Annotated in this window: 18 protein-coding genes and 1 pseudogene; 6 read left to right on the plus strand and 13 right to left on the minus strand. The window is 63.7% G+C overall.

What is annotated here, in order from left to right; translation table 11 throughout:
* Together Q0T48_RS16200 and Q0T48_RS16205 are read right to left on the minus strand one after the other, a co-directional pair.
* Entirely contained in the window at positions 1-1,887 is a 1,887-nt protein-coding gene (locus Q0T48_RS16200) for an ATP-binding protein (RefSeq protein WP_295958134.1), read from the minus strand.
* The gene (locus Q0T48_RS16205; protein WP_295958137.1) at positions 1,853-2,563 is read right to left on the minus strand and encodes a response regulator transcription factor; all 711 of its coding nucleotides are present in this window, start codon (positions 2,561-2,563) and stop codon (positions 1,853-1,855) included. The genes Q0T48_RS16200 and Q0T48_RS16205 overlap by 35 nt, the downstream gene beginning before the upstream one ends.
* A 189-nt stretch (positions 2,564-2,752) precedes the next feature.
* On the opposite strand from Q0T48_RS16205, the gene Q0T48_RS16210 reads away from it, so the two are divergent.
* From Q0T48_RS16210 to Q0T48_RS16225, 4 genes are read left to right on the plus strand one after another with little or no spacing between them, the layout of a single operon-like run.
* The gene (locus Q0T48_RS16210; RefSeq protein WP_295958140.1) at positions 2,753-3,310 is read left to right on the plus strand and encodes a DNA-3-methyladenine glycosylase I; all 558 of its coding nucleotides are present in this window, start codon (positions 2,753-2,755) and stop codon (positions 3,308-3,310) included.
* Positions 3,311-3,345: 35 nt separating this feature from the next.
* Positions 3,346-4,428, plus strand: a complete 1,083-nt coding sequence (locus Q0T48_RS16215) for a DUF72 domain-containing protein (RefSeq protein WP_295958142.1) — start codon at positions 3,346-3,348, stop codon at positions 4,426-4,428.
* A 38-nt stretch (positions 4,429-4,466) separates the two neighbouring features.
* A complete protein-coding gene (locus Q0T48_RS16220) occupies positions 4,467-5,066 on the plus strand; it encodes a GNAT family N-acetyltransferase (RefSeq protein ID WP_295958147.1) in 600 nt (199 codons plus the stop codon).
* Positions 5,059-5,943 (plus strand): patatin-like phospholipase family protein, encoded by an 885-nt coding sequence (locus tag Q0T48_RS16225; protein ID WP_295958151.1) that lies wholly within the window; start codon positions 5,059-5,061, stop codon positions 5,941-5,943. The genes Q0T48_RS16220 and Q0T48_RS16225 overlap by 8 nt, the downstream gene beginning before the upstream one ends.
* Before the next feature lie 83 nt (positions 5,944-6,026).
* Here Q0T48_RS16225 and Q0T48_RS16230 read toward each other — a convergent pair whose 3' ends face one another.
* The 9 genes and pseudogenes from Q0T48_RS16230 to guaB form a co-directional block, all read right to left on the minus strand.
* Positions 6,027-7,688: a DUF1302 family protein gene (locus Q0T48_RS16230; RefSeq protein ID WP_295958154.1), complete on the minus strand. Its 1,662-nt coding sequence runs from the start codon at positions 7,686-7,688 to the stop codon at positions 6,027-6,029.
* A 31-nt stretch (positions 7,689-7,719) separates the two neighbouring features.
* Complete coding sequence (locus Q0T48_RS16235) at positions 7,720-9,060, minus strand: phosphotransferase (RefSeq protein WP_295958157.1); 1,341 nt, start codon at positions 9,058-9,060, stop codon at positions 7,720-7,722.
* Positions 9,061-9,127: 67 nt separating this feature from the next.
* A complete protein-coding gene (locus Q0T48_RS16240; protein ID WP_295958159.1) occupies positions 9,128-10,492 on the minus strand; it encodes a DUF1329 domain-containing protein in 1,365 nt (454 codons plus the stop codon).
* 30 nt (positions 10,493-10,522) lie between these two features.
* Positions 10,523-11,584: pseudogene (locus Q0T48_RS16245) on the minus strand (ResA-like WAxxUGC motif-containing protein).
* A gap of 86 nt (positions 11,585-11,670) precedes the next feature.
* Positions 11,671-12,018 carry a nuclear transport factor 2 family protein gene (locus tag Q0T48_RS16250; RefSeq protein WP_295958162.1) on the minus strand — a complete coding sequence of 116 codons (348 nt, stop codon included), beginning with the start codon at positions 12,016-12,018 and terminating at the stop codon, positions 11,671-11,673.
* Positions 12,019-12,287: 269 nt separating this feature from the next.
* A complete protein-coding gene (locus Q0T48_RS16255; protein ID WP_295958165.1) occupies positions 12,288-13,019 on the minus strand; it encodes a TetR/AcrR family transcriptional regulator in 732 nt (243 codons plus the stop codon).
* Positions 13,020-13,183: 164 nt separating this feature from the next.
* Complete coding sequence (gene guaA, locus Q0T48_RS16260; protein WP_295958168.1) at positions 13,184-14,800, minus strand: glutamine-hydrolyzing GMP synthase; 1,617 nt, start codon at positions 14,798-14,800, stop codon at positions 13,184-13,186.
* 60 nt (positions 14,801-14,860) lie between these two features.
* A complete protein-coding gene (lysM, locus tag Q0T48_RS16265; protein ID WP_295958171.1) occupies positions 14,861-15,352 on the minus strand; it encodes a peptidoglycan-binding protein LysM in 492 nt (163 codons plus the stop codon).
* Between the two features lie 52 nt (positions 15,353-15,404).
* A complete protein-coding gene (gene guaB, locus Q0T48_RS16270) occupies positions 15,405-16,874 on the minus strand; it encodes an IMP dehydrogenase (RefSeq protein ID WP_295958173.1) in 1,470 nt (489 codons plus the stop codon).
* A gap of 129 nt (positions 16,875-17,003) precedes the next feature.
* Here guaB and Q0T48_RS16275 point away from each other — a divergent pair, with 129 nt between their 5' ends.
* Entirely contained in the window at positions 17,004-17,492 is a 489-nt protein-coding gene (locus Q0T48_RS16275; protein ID WP_295958174.1) for a DUF4124 domain-containing protein, read from the plus strand.
* A gap of 16 nt (positions 17,493-17,508) precedes the next feature.
* On the opposite strand, the gene Q0T48_RS16280 is transcribed toward Q0T48_RS16275, so the two are convergent.
* Positions 17,509-17,853, minus strand: coding sequence for an RnfH family protein (locus Q0T48_RS16280; protein WP_295958177.1), 345 nt, complete (start codon positions 17,851-17,853; stop codon positions 17,509-17,511).
* Positions 17,846-18,295 carry a type II toxin-antitoxin system RatA family toxin gene (locus Q0T48_RS16285; RefSeq protein ID WP_295958179.1) on the minus strand — a complete coding sequence of 150 codons (450 nt, stop codon included), beginning with the start codon at positions 18,293-18,295 and terminating at the stop codon, positions 17,846-17,848. The genes Q0T48_RS16280 and Q0T48_RS16285 overlap by 8 nt, the downstream gene beginning before the upstream one ends.
* Positions 18,296-18,356: 61 nt before the next feature.
* Between Q0T48_RS16285 and smpB the strand changes: the two genes are divergently transcribed.
* Positions 18,357-18,830, plus strand: a complete 474-nt coding sequence (gene smpB, locus Q0T48_RS16290; protein WP_295958181.1) for an SsrA-binding protein SmpB — start codon at positions 18,357-18,359, stop codon at positions 18,828-18,830.
* The last annotated feature ends 235 nt before the right edge of the window (positions 18,831-19,065 follow it).

Genomic DNA, 19,065 nt, shown 5'->3' on the forward strand with positions numbered 1-19,065 from the left:
TCAGCAAATCCGCAGCGGCAGCCAGAGCCGGAACTGCGTGCCGCCCGGCACGGCATCCCAGGCCACCGTGCCGCCAATCGCGTGGGCCCGCCGCGCCATGTTGGACAAGCCGCGGCCCATGTGCACTTTGGGCTGGAAGCCCTGGCCGTTGTCGACCAGCAGCACAAACACGCCACCTTCGGCCTCGCCCGTCGCCACCCGCAGTTCGGTGGCGCTGGCGTGCTGCAAGGTGTTGGAAATGCCCTCTTGCAGGATGCGCAGCACATGCAGGGCGCTGCGCGGGTCCAGCCAGGTGAGCGCGGGCACGTCCACCACCTCCCAGCGCAGGCGCAGGCCCGAACTCTCCAGGCGTGGGGCCAACCGGTAGCGCAGCGTGGCCAGCAACAGCAGCAGGTCGGCCTCTACCGGCTCCAGCGAATCCACCGTGAGCTTCAGGTCGTCGATGCATTCGCGCAGCACCAGGGCCATCTGCGCCTCGCTCAGGCCGCCGGATTCGGCCACCTTCAACGCGCTCATCAGCTGCGAGCCCATACCGTCGTGGATGTCTTGCATCAGCCGCTGGCGCTCCTGGCTCAAGACCTGGCGCTGCTGTGCGCTGCGTAGCTGCTCATAGCTGGCCGCCAGCTCGGTCTCGCGCTCGCGCAGGCGCTGGGCCAAGCGCAGATTGGCCTGCTCGGCGGTGTCCACGGCGCCCACGTAGCGGTTCAGAATGACGTACAAAAACATGGCCAGGCGCAAGGTAGTGGAGAACGGCCAGGCGTAGATGTGCTCGGGGTTGACCAGGTAGCTTTGCAGCATCCAGTCGTGCACGGCTACCGGCACATGCAGCAGGCCGATGCTGGCAGCCACCATGCCCTCGCGCCCACCGTGCCGCCAGGCGGCCCAGACCATCAACAGCGTGGCGGGAATGCCCGCCAGGTTGGTCACCAGGTAGGGCAACGGTGCCAGCGCGTTGAGCCAGGCCGTGTCTGACAGCAGTGGCAAGGTTACGGCGCTGGACAGCAGCAGCAAGCCCAGCAGCGCCTTCAGTGGCCAGCGCGGCGCGGTGGGCACCAGGGTGCACATGAAGGCGTACCAGGTGACCAGCAGCGCATTACCCGCATTGATGGTCATCCAGCCAAACCACACGCTGGGCAGGGTCAGCGGCTCCAGCCCCACGTGGAAGCGCTGGCTGCGCAGCACCCACAGCAGGGTGAACAGCGCAAACAACAAATAGGTGCGTTCCTCGCGCAGCAGCCACACCGCAAACGCAAACCCGCCCAGCCCCAGAAACGCCATGCCCATTACCTCGGCCAGACCGGTTTGCAGCATGCGCCGCAGCCGGTAGCGTGGCAGCAGCGCCTCTGCCGGGCCAATCCACAGGCTGGACACGGTGCCGCCCGCGTTGGCCAGGCTGTCGATGCGCAGGCGCAGCAGCCGGGGCGCGGGCACGGTGCCGTGGGCATCCAGCGGCACCCACAGCGGGTGGTTAAAGCCGTTCCAGACCGCGTCGCCCACCGAGCGAAACAGCAGCTTGTCGTCGCCATACACCGCAATGCGGCCTATGGTTTGCCAACGCGGCAGGTACAGCACCAGGCCACCGGGGGTGGCGGGTAGATCGCCCACATTCACCTGCAGCCAGGTGAGGCGCGGGGAGGCATCCAGCGGGGCTTGCAGGGGTTGCGGCCAGGTCAGGGGCAGCGCCCTGGTCTGCCAGGAGCCGTCCGCCACGGTGCCCTCGGGGGGCAAGGGGGCAAACGAGCCGCCGGAGCCGGTCATCCACTGCGCCTGCTCGATATGCTGCGCGCTGGTGTTATCCAGCCGGTGCTCCAGCCACAGCACCATGGCTGCGGCCAGCGCCAGTGTGGCCAGGCTAAGGAGCCAGTAGACCTTGGACGCGGGCTTCATAAATGGCTTCCAGCTGCGAGCGCACCTTGAGCTTGGCGTAAATGCGCCGCACAAAACTCAGCACCGAGTTGCGCGACACTCCCATCAGCACGCCAATTTCCTCGTAGCTGAAACCCTTGGTGATGTAGTCCAGCACCTGGCGCTCGCGCGGCGACAGGCGGGCCTGCTCCTCTTGCGGCATCTGCGGCACCAGGCTGGAAGCCAGCGGCATGGGCGCAGATTCGCTGGCCATGGCGTAGCGAAACCGGGTCAGCAACTGGCGCGCAATCAGCGGGCTGATGGGGCTGCCCCCGGCGTAGACGTTGCGGATTTCTTCCACCGTGAGCGCGGGCGTGCTGTCTTTGAGCAAATAGCCGCTGGCCCCGGCCTCCAGGCTCTGGATCACGTGGGCTTCGTCGCCAAACACGGTGCTGACCATCACCAGGCAGCGCGGCCACAGCTGCTGGGCGGCGCGGATGATGTCCAGGCCCGACCCGTCCGGCAAGCCCAGATCGACCAGCAGCACATCGGCTGCCGGGGTGGTGAGCATCTGCCGGGCCTGCTGGCAGTTGGCCGCCATGCCCTGCAAGTCCATGCTCGCCGCGGCCTGGATGGCATCGGCCAGGGCCTGCGCAAAAAACACGTCGTCCTCGACTAGGGCAACCTGGATGGGTGGCGAGAGGGCAGGGTTGGGCATGGCGCTTGGGCGGTAGGTTTCGAACCATTGTCGGGGCGCACGGGGCGATATGTCCGCCTGTCACTACGAATAGCTACAGACATTCGCCAGGTTTTTGCAAGCTACTCCGCCACAACCTCGCCCCGTGGATGCCGCCTTACACTCGTCCTCCCCCCAACTCCACCCAGCTCCGCACAGGAAACCCAACCGATGACCACCCCACTCTGCCGCTGTACCTGGGCCGACAGCAGCCCGCTGATGGCCACCTACCACGACGAAGAATGGGGCGTGCCCGAGCGCGACAGCCGCAAGCTGTGGGAGAAACTGGTGCTCGACAGCTTCCAGGCCGGGCTGTCGTGGGCCATCATTTTGCGCAAGCGCGAGGGCTTTCGTACCGCCTTCGCCCAGTTCGACCCGGTAGCCGTGGCCCGCTTCACGCCTGCCGATGTCGACCGGTTGATGCAAGACGCGGGCATCGTGCGCTCGCGCGCCAAGATCGAGGCCACCATTGGCAACGCCCAGGCCTACCTGGCCATGCAGGCGGCGGGCGTGGACTTTTCTACCTGGCTGTGGGGCATGGTGGGCGGCGCGCCGATCAAGGGCAACGGTGTGGTGCTGACCCAGTCGCCGCTGTCGGCCGATATCTCCAAAGCCCTCAAACAGCGCGGCTTCAAGTTTGTCGGCGCAGTGACCATCTACGCCTGGATGCAGGCCGTGGGTATGGTGGACGACCACAGCGAACGCTGCTTCCGCTACCTGCCGGGTTGATGGTGGGGTCCAGCGTTTAACGGACAAAACCCCCCATGGCCCAACAACCCCCGCTCTTTCCCGAGTTTGGCGATAACAACAGCAACGAGCAGCCGCCAGCTTCGGTAGTGCGCCCGTCGGCCAAAGGCACCACGTCGGTTCGTCCTCAGCCGCCCGACCCGGCCTGGGCCGCGCTGGCCCAAGCCCTGCCACGCCACCTGAGGATGGGCACCTCGTCATGGACCTATCCCGGCTGGGCCGGCTTGCTGTGGGATGGCGACTACGCCGACACCGCGCTTTCCAAACACGGCCTGGCGGCCTACGCCCAGCACCCGCTGTTACGCACCGTGAGCGTGGACCGCAACTTCTACCGCGCCCTCAGCGCCAGCCAATATGCAGCGTACGCAGCCCAGGTACCCGACGACTTTCGCTTCGTGGTGAAAGCGCCGAGCCTGGTCACCGATGCCCTGGTGCGCGCCGAAAACGGCCGCGGCCAGCAGACCAACGTCGCTTTCCTGAATGCCGAACTGGCCGTGCAGGAGTTCGTGGTGCCTGCGCTGGAAGGCCTGGGCCACAAGGTCGGCGCGCTGGTGTTCCAACTCAGCCCGCTGCCACCGACCTTGTTGGCCCGCATGCCGGAAGTGCTGGCGCGGCTGGGCCGGATGCTCGCCGCCCTGCCCACTTTACAACCCACCGCGCCGGACGGTGTGGTTGCGGTGGAAGTGCGCGACCCGGCCTTCCTCACGCCCGATTTCGTCACCGTGCTGCGTGGGGCGGGCGCAACCTATTGTCTCGGCCTGCACCCCAAGCTGCCGCCCATCCGCGAACAACTCGGCATGCTGCGCGCCCTCTGGCCTGGCCCGCTGGTCTGTCGCTGGAACCTGAACCGCCTGCATGGTGCCTACGGCTACGAAGATGCGCGTGATTTGTACGCTCCGTTCAATGCCATCGTGGACCCCGACCCGGACACCCGCCTCGCCCTGGCCAAAGCCGTGGCGGGCACCATCGGTCGGGGACAGAATGCTTTCGTCACCATCAGCAACAAGGCCGAAGGCTCGGCACCGCTCACCGTGTGGAGCCTGGCGCAGGATGTGCTGGCTGCGATGTCGCTACGGATGGGGACAGACCGGTCCCGGTAAAACCTCAAAAATGGCCGCTCAGCCAGGAGCTTTCGGCCATGTTTACCTCTTCACACCCGCCAGACCCCGCCCATGACACCTGGCGCTTGCGCGACGGCAGCGTGCTTACTTTGCGACCCATGCAAGCCCAGGACGGCCCGCTGCTGGATGCCATGCTGGAGCGCCTGTCGCCCCGCGCCCGGCACAACCGCTTTCACGGCGGTGTCAACAGCCGCCCTGCCCTGCTGGAGCCGCTGGAGCGCAGCGGCCAGGTGGCTTTTGTACTGACGGCCCAGCGTTGGGGCCAACTCCAGATCGTGGCCGAAGCCCGCTATTGCGTGGACGACAGCAGCGACGGTGCCGAGTTCGCCCTGGTGGTGGACGACCGCTGGCAACGCCGGGGTCTGGGCGAGCGGGCCATGCGCGCTTTGGGCAACACCGCCGCCCACGCTGGTCTGCACTGGCTGCACGGCGAAGTACAGGCCGACAACCGGGCCATGCTGGGGCTGATGCAACGCTGCCACTTCTGCTGCACGCCCGATGCCGAAGACCCGCAGCTGGTGCATGCCGAATCGGCCCTGCGCCTGAGCCAGGTGCCCGCAGCGCCCCATGGCTGGAGCGCCAGGGTCCGCCACATGGCCGGAGCCCACCGTGCATAGCCCTGTATCCCATTCTTCCCACGTGCCCGAGCCAAAGCTTGCGCTGGTACTGGGCAGCGGCGGCGTGCGCAGCATTGCAGCACTGGGCATGGCCGAGGTGCTGGCGCGCGAAGGCATACGGCCCGACCTGGTGGTGGGCTGCAGCGCCGGGGCCTTGTTTGGCACGCCCATCGCACTAGGGATGCCAATGGCCGACGCACTGCGCATCGCCACCACGCTGTGGACGACCGAGATCACCCAAACACCGCGCTGGCGGGCGATTCCGCAGATGGTCTGGCCGCGCTGGGGCCGCTTCGATGCCAACTTCAGCCTACGCGACGACCGGCTCATCCTGGCCCGCATGCACGCCGCCTTTGGTGACCTGCGGTTGGAGGATTTGCCCCTGCCCTTGCGCATCACGGCCACCGATGCCGCTACCGGTGCGGCGGTCGTCATCCGCCGGGGCCGGGTGGTCGATGCCCTGCGCGCCAGCGTGGCCATGCCCTTCATGTTTGCGCCACAGCACCTGGACGGGCGGCGGCTGGTGGACGGCTTTGTGTCGGACCCGCTGCCGGTCAGTGCCGCTAGCGATGCCCTTGCCGTGATCGCGCTGGGCTTTGAAGCCCTGATGCCGCAGCGCGTCAACAAACCGTCGCGGCTGCTGGCCCAGGTGACCTCGGCCATGACCAACAACCTGATGTACGCCCGGCTGGCCAGCGCCGAAGCCGACGGCATGCACCTGCTGCGCGTGTTTCCGCAGCTGGAGCGGCGCGTCAGCCTGTTTGACACCGCCGCCATGCCCTACCTGGTGGAGGCCGGACGGCGCGCCACCGAGGTGCTGCTGCCGAACATCATCGCCCTGCTGGAGCGCCGGCCACACCTGCTGGCCGTGGCCTAGAAATTATACATAAAATAGGCCTGTAGCGTATATTGCATATACGCTAGCAGCTACAAATTTGGTAGTATTTGTAAACCATCCACTCAGAAACCGGTTTTGTAGGTAAACACCACCCAGCCCCGGTCGGTGTTGCCCACGCCCCCATTGCCACCCGCCAGCGCGGTGCCTGCGGCGTTGTACTTGGCAGGCCCGGCGATGGTGTCGGCGTAGCGCAGGGTGAACTCGTGGGTTTGCGCGTAGGTGAACTTCACGCCCACGGCCCAGGAGGCGCTTTTCTCGCTGCCACCGCCGCTGCTGGCGGCGTTACCGTGGATGCCGTAGCTGAGCGACATCGGCAGCTCCATGTCCCACGAGGGCTGCACCTGCAGCCACTGGGGCGTGAAGTTCAGCGCCACGCCCAGGTACTGCTTGCTGGAGCAGCCATCGTCCTTGGAACCCGATGTCGCCACCCCCGGTGTGGCCACGGCACGGCAACTGCCATAGCCCTCGCCCTTGTACAGCTCGGGGTGCGAAGTCACCCGCGTCAACTGGCTGTAGGCCAGCTCGGCCACCAGGCTGCCGGTATCTGACAGCGCCGACTTGGGCAGCAAATACACGCCATTCACCACGGCATGGAAGGTGTCGCCGCGCGGGCCTTCGTTGTCGACCGCGCTGATGCCCGAGGCGTTCAGCGCCCCATCCATGCGGTACGACAGCTCGGAGCCCACGCTGACCGGGCCGATCACCCGGGCCGCACTCACACCAAACAGTTGTACGTTTTTGGGGTAGACCAGCCGGTACTGGCCCAGCGCCGCCAGCGTTTGCGGGGCAAACCAGGGCTGGTAGTCGTTGAAGCGGCGGTAGTACAGGCCGATGTTGGACTCGATCTCTTCGGCGTTGTACTTGGCGCTGACACCCCAGTTGCCCGTGTTCTTGGGGGTGAGCGAATCCACGTGGGTGAAAGCGGTGCCGGTGGGCGATACGGGCAGGCGGTCTGGCCCTTCAAACAGCATGTCGGCCGGGGCAAAGTAGGTGCCGCCGTAGGGCAGGCGCGTAGGTTTCCATTCAAAGAAATACTGGCCCTGCACGCTCAGGCGGTTGCTCAGCTGCGCCCGGGCCGACACATTGCCCAGCGGCAAAAACACCTCTTTGGTCTCGATGCCCGGGCTGGTGACGGCCTTGGCCCCGTCGGTGGGGGCCTGCGAATATGAAATCGCGTGCGCGCCTATCAGCAGGCCCTCGCCCCAGTAGTTGGTGTGGCGGCCCACCTTCAGGCTGACCGGCGTGGCCCCCAGGTTGAAGTTGCCCCACACAAAGGCGTCCAGAAATTCACCCGACGGGCCGTTGACGTAGCGCCGGACCGTCGGACTGTAGGTGTTGTTGACGTAGCTGGAGCTGTAGCCGGGCACCGTGGTTTGCACGCTGTGGTCGTCGTAGGCCTTGTCGTACCAGCCGGAGGCGCTGGCGTGCACGCCGAGCTGGTTCTTCCAGTTCAGGTCCACCTCGCCCAGCAGGTCCAGCCGGTTGGTGACCACATCGCCGCGTTTGAACTTGCCGTCGGATTCGTCATAGGTGGGGTTGGCCAGGATGCGGCTGTCTTGCTTGTCGGCGCGCACGCCCAGGTTGTAGCGGATGGTGGTGTCCATGCGCAGGCTGAGGTCTGGGTTGCCGGTGGCGATTTCGGACGCGCGGGCGCTGGGCGCGGCCAGGCTGCCGATGGCCAGCACGATGGCAGTCAGGCGGCGGTGGGGGGTACGGATAGGCATGGGTTTGTCTCCTTTGTTGGTTGTTGGCGGCTTACAGCACCACCGGCTTGAGCGCGTAGCCCGCCAGCCGGGCGTGCAGGGGCTGGGCCATGGCGATCTGGTCCTCCAGCTGCAGGGCAAAGTGGCGCAGCAGCGCCTGGTCGTGCTCAGGCCCGGCCTGCTGCACAAACTGCTCGAAGGCAGCATCCGCCGCATCCCACGATGCCGGTACCGGGCCGATGAACCGGGCCAGGCTGTCGCGCTCGCGCTGGGCGGCCTGGGGCCCGGCGGCATCCACCAGCCCGGCCCACTGGGCCAGGGTGGCGGCGCTGTCGCGGTGGTGGCGGTCCATGTCGGTGGCAATCGGCCCGCGCGCCACGGCCTGGCCGAGCACGTTGAACAGCAAGGCCTGGCGGCCCGGCTGGGGTAGGAACGGCGGGCTGGGCGCAATCTGAACGTCCATGCATTCGGCCATGGCCCATACCGTGGCGCGCCGGGTCATCAGATCCCAGACCAGGTACTCCAGCTCGAGACGGTGCGCGCCGGGTTCGCTCAGCGGGCCCGATAAGGCCATGACCGAGGTCAGCGAGAAGCAGGCGGTATGGAAGCTCAGCGCCCAGGGGTCCACGGCCTCGCCGGTGAGCTGCTGGTAGTAGCGCACCAGGTGCGACACATCGGCCCCCAGGGGCTCAAAGCCGTCGCGGGTGCGCAGCGATGCCAGATCGGCCAGCGGGTCGCCAATGTGCGAGGCTTCAAAGTCGTACAGGCCGGTGATTTTTCCGTCCACAAACAAAAACTGCCCCACATCGCAGTGGATAAAGCTGCTGCGGGTGCGGCCCGTGGGCGCGTTGCGGCGCATCCAGCGCATGGCGAATTCCACGAATGGCTGCGGTTTACGCTTGCCCCGCGCATACAGCGGCAGGTTGGCATCCAGGTAGGCCAGCACATTGCTGCGCGCATCGGCGGGCAGGCCGATACCGGCGGCCACAAAGGGCGCGGTGTCCAGCGCATGCATGCGGGCCAGCTGGGCCACGTACTGCTCGGCAATGCTTTGGCGCTGCGCGTCGTCCGCCGCCTGGGCGACATCGCGCACGCCGGGGGTGCGGTCCATCACGATGGCCAGTGGGTCGGGGCATACGCCGTGGATGTGCGGTACCAAGATGCCGTCGGCCTCCAGCTGGCGCAGGATGGCGGCTTCGCGCGCCAGGCCGGGAAAGGGTTCGGCATCCAGTTGCTTGTCGCCGCGGATATACAGCGGCACCACTGTGCCGTCGCGCTCCAGCTCGGCAAACCAGGCTTTGCGCCAGCGGGTTTGGCGCACCAGACTGGTGACGCGCCCGCCCATCTGCGATTCGATATAATGGCCCAACAAAATTTCTTCGGGGGTGTGCATAGGATCTTTGGGCAAAGTTAGGGCCCGGCGGCACCGGGCCGCCGAGTGGGAGACACAAGGGGAAAGATCAGCGCACGGTCATCTTGCTGACGATGGCATCCGGGTTCTGGTCGCGGTCGGCCACGGTGCCGGTAGACACCACCAGCCCGCCCTTGGCCAAGTCGCCCACCATGCTGTACATGTTTTTCTGGAAGTCGTAGGTCAGGTTTTTGACCGCGTAGGCGTGGCCCACGTCGTAGAGCTGCACCATCATGTTGAACGAGGTGCGGTAGAGCCCGCCCTGCTGGTCGTACGCGTCGAACATGCCGGAGCCGTAGCCGTCCTCGTCCAGGAAGTAGGTGCGTTTGGAGTAGGCGTGGCGCATGTCGGGCTTGAGCGTGGCCTCGACCACCCAGGCGCGGTGCAGCTCAAACCGCTCGCAGGACGGGTTGGCGTGCTGGGGCAAGAACTCTTCTTCGGTGGGGCAGTTGAAGTAGTGCTTGTAGTTGTTGTAGGGCAGGATGATTTCTTTTTTGCCCACCAGCTTGAAGTCAAACCGGTCCATGGTGCCGGAAAACAAAAACAGCTCGTCGTAAAACTGCTCGCCACCGATGGAGGCCACCTGTGTGTCGTACGAGAACTCCGGCGCCAGCCGCACGCGGCGCTGACCGGGGGTGTAGTTCCAGGCCCGACGCGGCTTGATGGTGGGGTCCAGAAAGTCCATCAGGCCGCTGACCTCGCCGGCTTTGCGCGACGGGGCCCGGGTGACCGAATAGGTGCGCCAGTACAGGTGCGGGTCGCGGTCGTCCAGATCGACCTGGTAGTAAGGCACCTCGGTGCGGCTGAACACTTCGGAGGTGAGCGTGGGGCGACCGGCGGCATCGACGATGTAGGTGCGGCCCGCGGGCGTGATCACGTCGGTGTCGCCAATGTAGCGCAGCAACTGGTTCCACATCACCTCGTAGCCGCTGCGCGGAATCGGAAACGGTATGCCGCCCCGGCAGGCGGGGTCGACGGCCAGGTTGTCCTTCTGCGTCTGGCAGGTGGTGGCGTTGCGCAGTGTGACCTTGAGCACTTTGTCCGGGTAGGTGACGGTGCGGTGGCTGGGGTAGAGGTCGATGTAGTAGCTGTTGGGGAACTTCTTGATCAGGTTTTGCTGGCCAGCGCTGAGCTTGTCGGCGTACTGGGTCAGGTTTTTGGCATCGATGCGCACCAGCGGTTTGTCGTCCGCATATGGGTCGGCCCAGGTGCTACTGCCGGGGACAAAGCCCGCCGGGGCTTTGCGCAGGCCGCCGGTGTAGGGCGGAATGCTGCACTCTTTGTTGCCTGCCTTGACGGCACCAAACTCGGTCAGGGTGGTGCCAAGCTGTTTCGCGTCGTCGGCAGACACGCCCGCGGCGGCGTGCAGGGCCAGCGCCAGCAGCGCGCTGGCGGTCAAAATACGTTGGGTCATGGAATTTGTCTCTGCGGTTTTAATTTTTTGCTAGGCAACGATCTTGGGGTAGTAGTTTTCGGCCCCGATCTGCTCCACGTCTTTGAGCCAGTTGCTGTCGTACGCATCGGTGTCGTGCTGGGAGCCGGGGTCTTCGATGCTCCAGGCCTGGCGCTTGTAGGTCCAGTTGTTGGGCTGCAGACGGTGGGCCTGGCGCCAGTGCGGCACGGCGGCGGCGTGCTCATCGGCAGTGTGCAGGTGCTAGCCCAGCTCGAAATGCGCAGCGGCGCGGGCGTTGTCGGCCGAACGGGGCTGCGACCGGGCAATCACTTCGTCCGGGGCCAGCACATAGCGGCTTTGGCTGCCGTGGGCCACCCAGTCCAGCAGCATCTCCAGGTACAGGTCGGTCTCGTAGCGAATCTTGCGCACATGGGTCAGCATCTGGCGCTGGTTGGCGTTCATGCCCTCTTCTTTCCACTCGCTGACCTTGGTGTAGCCGGGCCAGGCGGGTTCGGCGGGCCGCACGATCACGCCTTCTTCGTTGATCCATACGCCATTGGGCACGTTGACTACACCAAACAGTTCGTCCACCAGATGGCCCGCGTCGATCAACGAAGGGTGTTCGGGCTGGGCGGCTTCGATGTACTGGCGGGCGGCCTTGGCACCCTCGGTGTCGAGGGCCACGGTGACGATCTCCAGGCCCTGGGGATACAGTTTTTCGCGCAGCTTTTGCCACAGCGGCAAGTCGGTACGGCAGCCGCACCAGGAGGCCCAGGTGGTCAGCAGCACCTTCTTGCCACGCAGGCTGGACAGGCGAAACGGCTTGCCGTTCACATCGGGCAGCACCAGTTCCGGGGCGATGGCGGTGGTCAGGGCCCGGCCCGTCACGCCCGACTCGGGCCCCAGCGCCCACAGGCTGCGCCCGGCCTCTTCCACCAGTGGCATGCCGAGGCGCTCGCTCAGCACCCGGGCATCCAGCGTGCCGTCGGCCTGGCGAGCGTTCGCGGGCAGCGGCACGCAGGCCTCGCCTTTGCAGGCCCCTTGCGGTTTGATGGCCCAGCCGGTGCGTTCTGCGAAAGCGGCCGGGTCGATGTGCAGACTGGTCAAGATCATGGGGCGGTCTCCGATAAACGTTGGTGCAATTCTTCGGCGGTGGTGTCTAGCAGCAGGGCGACATCGCCTGCGTCCCAGTACTCGCGCTAGGCGGTGATGCGGTGCTGGGCGTCCAGCTCGAACACGGCGTTGACGCTGGAAAACATGCTGTGGCCATTGCGCATGGTCACGTGGTCGCGGCGCTCGGTGAACACATGGGTGTCGGACGAGGCCATCGCCAGCAGCTCGCAGCGGCATTCGGTGTAGCGGCCAAACTGGCGCATCAGCTCGGCAATGATGGCCGTGCGGCCCTGCTTGGGCGTGGCACGCGGCACCAGCGGCTGGTAGACGGCGTGCTCGGCAAACAGTGGTGCAATCTGGTCCATGTGGGGGATGTCGGTGCTGTGGAATAGCGCCAGACATCGCGTGACGGTGGCTTCCTGTGGTGCGCCCATGGGCTTGTCTCCTGAGGTACGTTGGGTAGGCCCCGGGTGCGCCATACGCGGCAACCGGGACCGTCTCGCTGCAAAACTTTCCATCGTCGGGGATCGTTTCAGCGCCTGTGAATTAAAGCCACGCAGGCTTTTTAAGTAAATTGCCTTAAGGCGTTTTACTTATAAAAATTTACTGGGATTTACCCGTACTAAAACGGCTGGACCGGATGCAGCGCGCGCACCGCTGCCTGCCGCAACGCAGGTGCGGCTTTAGCGCAAAAACCGCGCAGTTACAGAGGGGGGGTGGGCTTGCGCCGCGCCGTTTTGGCGGGCGGTTTGCGCTGCAGCTTAGGGCGCTGCAGGTTGGCGGTGATGTCCAGGGCCTCGCGGGCCGCCGGGGCGCTGAGCACGCCCGCTACGGCCACCAGCATGTCGGTCCAGAACACGGCTTCTGATGGATACGGCGCACCGTCGGTGGATTCGCTGAGCCGCTGCCATTCGGCCACGCCGCCCAGCAACACGCCCACGGCCAGGCGCAAGCGGGCTTTGAACTGGGCCTCGGTCCGGTCGGGGGAGCAGGCATGCAGACCGGCCACGATGCGCTGCGTCATAGGAGACGCCGCGGCCAGGCGCATGATGGATTGGTCGGAGCCGTCGGCGTGCAGCAGGCGCAGGTTGAACTGCGAAAACGACTGCAGTTCCCGGTCGTCCAGAATTTCCAGCACTGGCATGAACAGGGCGGCCAGATAAGCGGCCACCTGGTCGGGGCCGGGCTGGGGCAGGCGCTCTATCCACAGGGTGCGGGCTTTTTCCAGCTGCGGCACGCGCATGTCGCGGGCGGCCTCCAGCAGGCCTTCTTTGGAACCAAAATAATGGTGCACCGCCGACTTGTTGGCCTGCCCGGCGGCCTTCAGCAGCTCGCGAATCGTCACCCCCTCCACGCCGTGCTGGCCGAACAGGCGTTCGGCCGCAAACAGCAACTGGCAGGCCCCGTTGGAGTACTGGTCAAAGGGCGGGTTCAAGGGGCGACAACGGTGGGGTGCATGGGCGGTATTTTAGGCTGCAGGCCGACCGTGCTAGCGGACTTTCCTGCAGCACGCACGGCATGATTTTTAGATAAAAAGTGCCTCTAGCGTATATATTCTCTACATGAGAAGCTACTAATTTAATAGTAACTTCCCTGCTCTCACTCCCACTCGATGGTGGCAGGCGGCTTGCTCGATACGTCGTAGGTTACGCGGTTGATACCGCGCACTTCGTTGATGATGCGGCCCGACGCCTTCTTCAGCAGCGCGTAGGGCAGTTCGGCCCAGTCGGCAGTCATGAAGTCGCTGGTTTGCACGGCACGCAGGGCCACCACGTAGTCGTAGGTACGGCCATCGCCCATCACGCCCACGCTCTTGACCGGCAGGAACACGGTGAAGGCCTGGCTGGTGAGCTGGTACCAGGTTTTGCCGGTGGCTTCGTCTTTGAAATTGTGCAGCTCTTCGATGAAGATCGCGTCGGCACGGCGCAGCAGGTCGGCGTATTCTTTTTTGACTTCACCCAGAATCCGCACGCCCAGGCCAGGGCCGGGAAACGGGTGACGGTAGACCATGTCGTGCGGCAGGCCCAGGGCCACGCCGAGTTCGCGCACTTCGTCTTTGAACAGTTCGCGCAGGGGTTCCAGTAGCTTCAGGCCCAGCTCGGCGGGCAGGCCACCGACGTTGTGGTGGCTTTTGATGGTGACGGCTTTTTTGCTTTTGGCACCGCCAGACTCGATCACGTCGGGGTAAATGGTGCCCTGGGCCAGCCATTTGGCACCCTTGGCACCCTCGCCTTTGAGCTTGGCGGCTTCTTGCTTGAACACGGTGACGAACTCGCCACCAATGATCTTGCGCTTGGCCTCGGGGTCGGTCACACCCGCCAGCTTACCCAGGAACAGGTCGCTGGCATCGGCACGGATCACTTTGGCGTGCAGCTTGCCGACAAACATCTCCATCACCATGTCGCCCTCGTTCAGGCGCAGCAGGCCATGGTCCACGAACACGCAGGTCAGTTGGTCGCCAATGGCACGGTGGATCAGGGCTGCAGCCACGCTGGAGTCCACGCCGCCGGACAGGCCCAGAATCACTTCTTCGTCGCCCACCTGGGCGCGGATGTGGGCCACAGCCTCGCTGATGTAGTCGCCCATGATCCAGTCGGGCCGGGTGCCGCAGATACCGAGCACAAAGCGGTTCAGTAGCGCCTGGCCTTGTACGGTGTGGGTCACCTCAGGGTGGAACTGCACGGCGTAGAAATGGCGCGATTCGTCGGCCATACCGGCGATGGGGCAGCTGTCGGTGCTGGCCATCAGCTTGAAGCCGGGTGGCAGTTCGGTGACCTTGTCGCCGTGGCTCATCCATACGTTGAGCATGCCTTCGCCTTCGGGCGTGGTGAAGTCGGCAATGTCTTTGAGCAGCGCGGTGTGGCCGCGGGCCCGTACCGATGCAAAGCCAAATTCACGGGTGTGGCCGGTTTCCACCTTGCCGCCCAGTTGCTGCGCCATGGTTTGCATGCCGTAGCAAATGCCCAGTACCGGCACGCCCAGATCGAACACGGCCTGGGGCGCGCGGTCGGTGGTGTCCTCGGTCACGCTAGCGTGGCTGCCAGACAGGATGATGCCCTTCAGGTTGCCATCGGCGGCGTAGGCGCGCATCCATTCGTCCGTTACATCGCAGGGATGGACTTCGCAAAACACATGGGCATCGCGCACGCGGCGGGCGATGAGCTGGGTCACTTGCGAACCGAAGTCGAGGATGAGGATTTTTTGGTGGGTGGACATGGGCTTGAGAATGAAAAACGGGCAGCGCGTGGGCTGCCCGGTGGGTTCCAAAGAAAGGTCTTATTGCGGAGGAATCCGCAGAACTTGGCCAGGGTAGATTTTGTCTGGGCTGCTCAGCATGGGCTTGTTGGCTTCAAAAATCTGTGGGTACAGATTGGCGTTGCCGTAGGCCTTTTTGGCCACCGCGCTGAGGGTGTCACCGCTTACTACCGTGTGGTAGGTGCATTCAGGGACTTCGGGGCAGGTCATTTCATCGGCCACACCGGCTACGCCATGGACGTTGCCGCAGCAGACGATGATTTTTTCACGGGCTTCCTGGTCGGCCACAGCACCGGCGACGGTGACAATTTGGTCGGCACCGCTGAAGCTGATGGTCAGGCCATCGGTCGACAGGCCTTGGGCCACGATGTATTTGCCAATGGCTTCCGACGCAACTGCGTTGGCGGCCACGGCCTTTTCTTCGTTGGTTGGCTCGGCGACTGCAGCGGCAATTTCAGGTTTGCTGCCAAACAGTTTTTCACCCGCTTCTTTGATAAACGAAATCATGCCCATAGAATTTCTCCTTTAAACGGTATACAACTCAACAGCAAAAATACTGTCAGGGCTATTCTGACCGGTAGTTGGGGGCTTCTTTGGTGATTTGTACGTCGTGCACATGGCTTTCGCGGATGCCGGCTGAGGTAATTTCCACAAATTCGGCTTTATTTTTCATATCTTCGATGGTGGCGCAACCGCAGTAGCCCATGCTGGCGCGGATACCGCCCGCCATTTGGAAGATGATGGAGACCATGGAACCCTTGTAAGGGACCCGGCCTTCGATGCCTTCGGGCACCAGTTTGTCGGCATTGGGGTTCTCGGTGCTGACTTCCTGGAAGTAGCGGTCGGCACTGCCTTGTTGCATGGCACCGATGCTGCCCATGCCCCGGTAGCTCTTGTAGCTGCGGCCCTGGAACAGCACCACTTCGCCCGGCGCTTCTTCGGTACCGGCAAACATGCCACCCATCATCACGGTGCTGGCACCGGCGGCAATGGCTTTGGCAATATCGCCGCTGTAGCGGATGCCGCCATCGGCAATCAAAGGTACACCACTGCCCAGCAAGGCGGTGGCGACGCTGTCGATGGCCATGATTTGCGGCACACCCACTCCCGCCACGATGCGGGTGGTGCAAATGCTGCCAGGGCCAATACCGACCTTGACCGCGTCCGCACCGGCTTCGACCAAGGCCAAGGCCGCTGCACCGGTGGCAATGTTGCCGCCAATCACGTCAATATGGGGGTAGTTTTGTTTGATCCAGCGCACGCGGTCGATCACGCCCTTGCTGTGGCCGTGGGCCGTGTCCACCACGATGGCATCCACACCGGCACGCACCAGGGCTTCAACACGCTCTTCGGTGCCCTCGCCCACGCCGACCGCTGCGCCAACGCGTAACTGGCCACGGGCATCACGCGCCGCGTTGGGGAAACTGGTTTGCTTGGTGATGTCCTTGACGGTGATCAGGCCCTTGAGCTCGAACGCGTCGTTGATGACCAACAAACGCTCCAGCTTGGACTTATTTAGCAACGCCTTGGCTTCGGCCAAAGACGCACCTTCCATAACTGTGACCAGCTTTTCGCGCGGGGTCATGATCTGGCTGACGGGCACGTCGTAGCGGGTTTCAAACCGCAAGTCGCGGCTGGTGACGATACCGACCACCTTGCCACCGTCGCACACCGGAAAACCGGAAATGCCCAACTGGGCTGACATGTCGATCACCTGGCGCACGGTGTGGCTGGGGGTGATGATGACGGGATCGCGCAGCACACCGGATTCGTAGCGCTTGACCTTGAGCACTTCGGCAGCTTGCTGCTTGGGCGTAAAGTTTTTGTGCACGATACCCATGCCGCCTTCCTGGGCCATGGCAATGGCCAAGCGGGCTTCGGTGACGGTGTCCATGGCGGCAGACACCAAGGGCAGGTTCAGGGTAATGTTACGGGAGAGGCGGGTCGCAAGAGACGTGTCCTTGGGCAGGACTTGGGAGAACGCTGGCACCAACAACACATCGTCGAAAGTGAGCGCTTTTCCTAGCAGATGCATATAGAAAGCTCCAAAAGTCAGATTGTACTAGCCCGCAAGAGCCCCTATTTCTGTAACAAGCTTGAAGCAATTGCGTGGGTACCTGTGCAAAGCGCGCAAAACCACACGGCCCACAGCTAAACTCCGCCCATGAAACCGTACAAATTGCTTGCAATGGCCCTGGGATGTGCCTTGTCATGGGGCGCTGTTGCCCAATGGCAATGGATTGACAATAGCGGCAGCAAAGTGTTCAGCGACCGTGGACCGCCGCCCGATATTCCGGCTAAAAATATTTTGCGCCAACCTGGCGGCGCACCCAAAAATACGCCAGTTGCGGCTCCCACAGTATCGGCATCGGCCGCTTTGGCACCCAAGATCAGTGGCGTAGACAAGGCGCTGGAAGAAAAGAAAAAGCTGGCTGAAGATGCCGAAGCAGCTAAAAAGAAAATCGAGTCTGAAAAAACTGCTGCTGCCCGCGCCGAGAACTGTGCACGCGCAAAGCAATCGAAAGCGACTTTTGATTCCGGTATTCGGATCGCCCGTATCAATGACAAAGGCGAGCGTGAGATATTGGACGACGCTACCCGCGCGTCAGAAACCAAGCGCACACAGGATGTCATCGCCTCTGAATGCAAATAGCACCCGTGATTAGCTTCTAGTACCCCGCCTTCGCCCCAGCGCGCTTCTTGGTAAACAGGCCGGCCCGGCCTGCGCCTTGGCGGGTGAAGCGCGTACGGCGGGCAACTTTGGGGTCTACGGTGAGTGGGCGGTACAACTCGACCCGGTCGCCATCTGCCAACGGCTGGGTGTGTGCCGCTAGCTTGCCCCACACCCCACTGTCCAAGGCCAGCATATCCACACCGGCAAAAGCGGGCAGCGCACTGCAGGCATGCAGGGCATCGGCAACACAGGCACCCTGGGGCAAATCCACCGTGACTTCGACCACCTGTCCCGCCGCTACGGCGCACACCACGCTGATGTGCAAGGCGGTATCAGCCATAGATCTGCTCGGCGCGCTTTACAAAGGCATCGACCAGACTGCCCGCAATGCGGTCGAACACCGGACCCACCAGAGCTGACAGCGCAATATTGTCAAAACCGTAGTTCAATTGCAAATCGACACGGCAAGCCCGTTGGCTACCGTCGCCCACGGGGGTAAAGCTCCAGGTGCCATCCAGGTTGGAAAATGGGCCCTTGATGAGCTTCATCAGCACTTGGCGGCCTACCGGGCCGGTCACGTGGGTGTTTTGGGTGACAAATTTTTGGTGGATGCCGCCAAAGGCAATACCCACTTCGGCAGTCATGCCGTTGGCTTCTTCGCTGAGCACGGCGGCTTGGTCGCACCAGGGTAAAAACTGCGGATACAGCGCGACCTGGGTGACCAGGGCGTACATTTCTTCGGCGCTGTACCAGATGAGGACGGACTTGTGGACGTTTTTCATAGAATGGAAGGCTACGCGGGATTGTAGAACCTGCTCCCGCCCTCTTCTCCTCTAGTACCTAATGGCCAAAAAACCCGATCCTACCGCCCGCATTGCCGACAACAAAAAGGCCGCTTTCAACTATTTCTTCGAGGAACGCATCGAGTGCGGTCTGGTGCTGGAAGGCTGGGAGGTCAAGTCGCTGCGCGAAGGCAAGGTGCAGCTCACCGACGGCTACGTGGTGGTGCGCGCGGGCGAATTATTTCTGATCGGCTGCCAGATCCACCCGCTGAATTCGGCCTCCACGCACATCAGCCCCGACAAGGTCCGTACCAAAAAGCTGCTGCTGCACAAAGAGCAGATCAAGAAAATGATCGTTAAGGTGGAGCAAAAGGGCTACACCCTGGTGCCGCTGAATCTGCACTGGAAGGCGGGCAAGATCAAGTGCGAAATCGCTCTGGCCAAGGGCAAGGCCGAGCACGATAAGCGCGACACCATCAAGGACCGCGAAGGCAAGCGCGAAGTCGAGCGGGCCATGAAGTCGCGCCAAAGATAAGCACCCAGCAACACGGGCTTGCCGGACCCGCCGTACGGCACAGCCTGCCTGCAGCTTTACATACAAAATCGCATACCGGGGCATCTAGCGGTTCACATTAAGGCAACGCTGAATAAGTCCCGACCTGGCGCGTGACTTGCATTGGTATTGTCATCCCTCACAAGGCGACAAAGATGAAGCAACACACCCTGGCCCTGGCCGCCGACCAAGAAGCGGGATTCGCCCAGCACCGCAA

It is taken from the genome of Rhodoferax sp. (assembly GCF_025354435.1).
Taxonomy (GTDB): domain Bacteria; phylum Pseudomonadota; class Gammaproteobacteria; order Burkholderiales; family Burkholderiaceae_C; genus Rhodoferax_B.

What these genes read in the sequence shown, in the direction of transcription:
- Q0T48_RS16200 (WP_295958134.1), bottom strand. Translation starts at nt 1,887, where the DNA reads ATGAAGCCCGCGTCCAAGGTCTACTGGCTCCTTAGCCTGGCCACACTG.
- Q0T48_RS16205 (WP_295958137.1), bottom strand. Translation starts at nt 2,563, where the DNA reads ATGCCCAACCCTGCCCTCTCGCCACCCATCCAGGTTGCCCTAGTCGAG.
- Q0T48_RS16210 (WP_295958140.1), top strand. Translation starts at nt 2,753, where the DNA reads ATGACCACCCCACTCTGCCGCTGTACCTGGGCCGACAGCAGCCCGCTG.
- Q0T48_RS16215 (WP_295958142.1), top strand. Translation starts at nt 3,346, where the DNA reads ATGGCCCAACAACCCCCGCTCTTTCCCGAGTTTGGCGATAACAACAGC.
- Q0T48_RS16220 (WP_295958147.1), top strand. Translation starts at nt 4,467, where the DNA reads ATGTTTACCTCTTCACACCCGCCAGACCCCGCCCATGACACCTGGCGC.
- Q0T48_RS16230 (WP_295958154.1), bottom strand. Translation starts at nt 7,688, where the DNA reads ATGCCTATCCGTACCCCCCACCGCCGCCTGACTGCCATCGTGCTGGCC.
- Q0T48_RS16235 (WP_295958157.1), bottom strand. Translation starts at nt 9,060, where the DNA reads ATGCACACCCCCGAAGAAATTTTGTTGGGCCATTATATCGAATCGCAG.
- Q0T48_RS16240 (WP_295958159.1), bottom strand. Translation starts at nt 10,492, where the DNA reads ATGACCCAACGTATTTTGACCGCCAGCGCGCTGCTGGCGCTGGCCCTG.
- Q0T48_RS16250 (WP_295958162.1), bottom strand. Translation starts at nt 12,018, where the DNA reads ATGGGCGCACCACAGGAAGCCACCGTCACGCGATGTCTGGCGCTATTC.
- guaA (WP_295958168.1), bottom strand. Translation starts at nt 14,800, where the DNA reads ATGTCCACCCACCAAAAAATCCTCATCCTCGACTTCGGTTCGCAAGTG.
- lysM (WP_295958171.1), bottom strand. Translation starts at nt 15,352, where the DNA reads ATGGGCATGATTTCGTTTATCAAAGAAGCGGGTGAAAAACTGTTTGGC.
- guaB (WP_295958173.1), bottom strand. Translation starts at nt 16,874, where the DNA reads ATGCATCTGCTAGGAAAAGCGCTCACTTTCGACGATGTGTTGTTGGTG.
- Q0T48_RS16275 (WP_295958174.1), top strand. Translation starts at nt 17,004, where the DNA reads ATGAAACCGTACAAATTGCTTGCAATGGCCCTGGGATGTGCCTTGTCA.
- Q0T48_RS16280 (WP_295958177.1), bottom strand. Translation starts at nt 17,853, where the DNA reads ATGGCTGATACCGCCTTGCACATCAGCGTGGTGTGCGCCGTAGCGGCG.
- Q0T48_RS16285 (WP_295958179.1), bottom strand. Translation starts at nt 18,295, where the DNA reads ATGAAAAACGTCCACAAGTCCGTCCTCATCTGGTACAGCGCCGAAGAA.
- smpB (WP_295958181.1), top strand. Translation starts at nt 18,357, where the DNA reads ATGGCCAAAAAACCCGATCCTACCGCCCGCATTGCCGACAACAAAAAG.